This is a genomic window from Brevibacillus sp. SIMBA_040 (assembly GCF_046535075.1).
Classification (GTDB): Bacteria; Bacillota; Bacilli; order Brevibacillales; family Brevibacillaceae; genus Brevibacillus.
This window is the reverse complement of sequence record NZ_JAWRXI010000467.1, coordinates 1-227: the sequence shown is the minus strand read 5'-3', so window position 1 is coordinate 227 and position 227 is coordinate 1. Positions and strand designations below refer to the sequence as shown.

Annotated in this window: 1 tRNA gene; it reads right to left on the bottom strand. The window is 53.3% G+C overall.

What is annotated here, in order from left to right:
* Positions 1-76: transfer RNA gene (locus SB752_RS33475), tRNA-Val, on the bottom strand.
* Positions 77-227: the final 151 nt, after the last annotated feature.

Sequence of the window (227 nt, the reverse complement as noted above, 5' to 3'; positions counted from 1 at the left end):
TGGTGGAGGCTGACGGGATCGAACCGCCGACCCTCTGCTTGTAAGGCAGATGCTCTCCCAGCTGAGCTAAGCCTCCACGATCCCCAAATAGTTGTTGGGGCTCCCGCAAAGTATTCGGTGTTGCTACAAAGCTTCACTTCACTTTGTGGAGTAATATGGTGACCCGTAGGGGATTCGAACCCCTGTATGACAGCGTGAAAGGCTGCTGTGTTAAACCGCTTCACCAA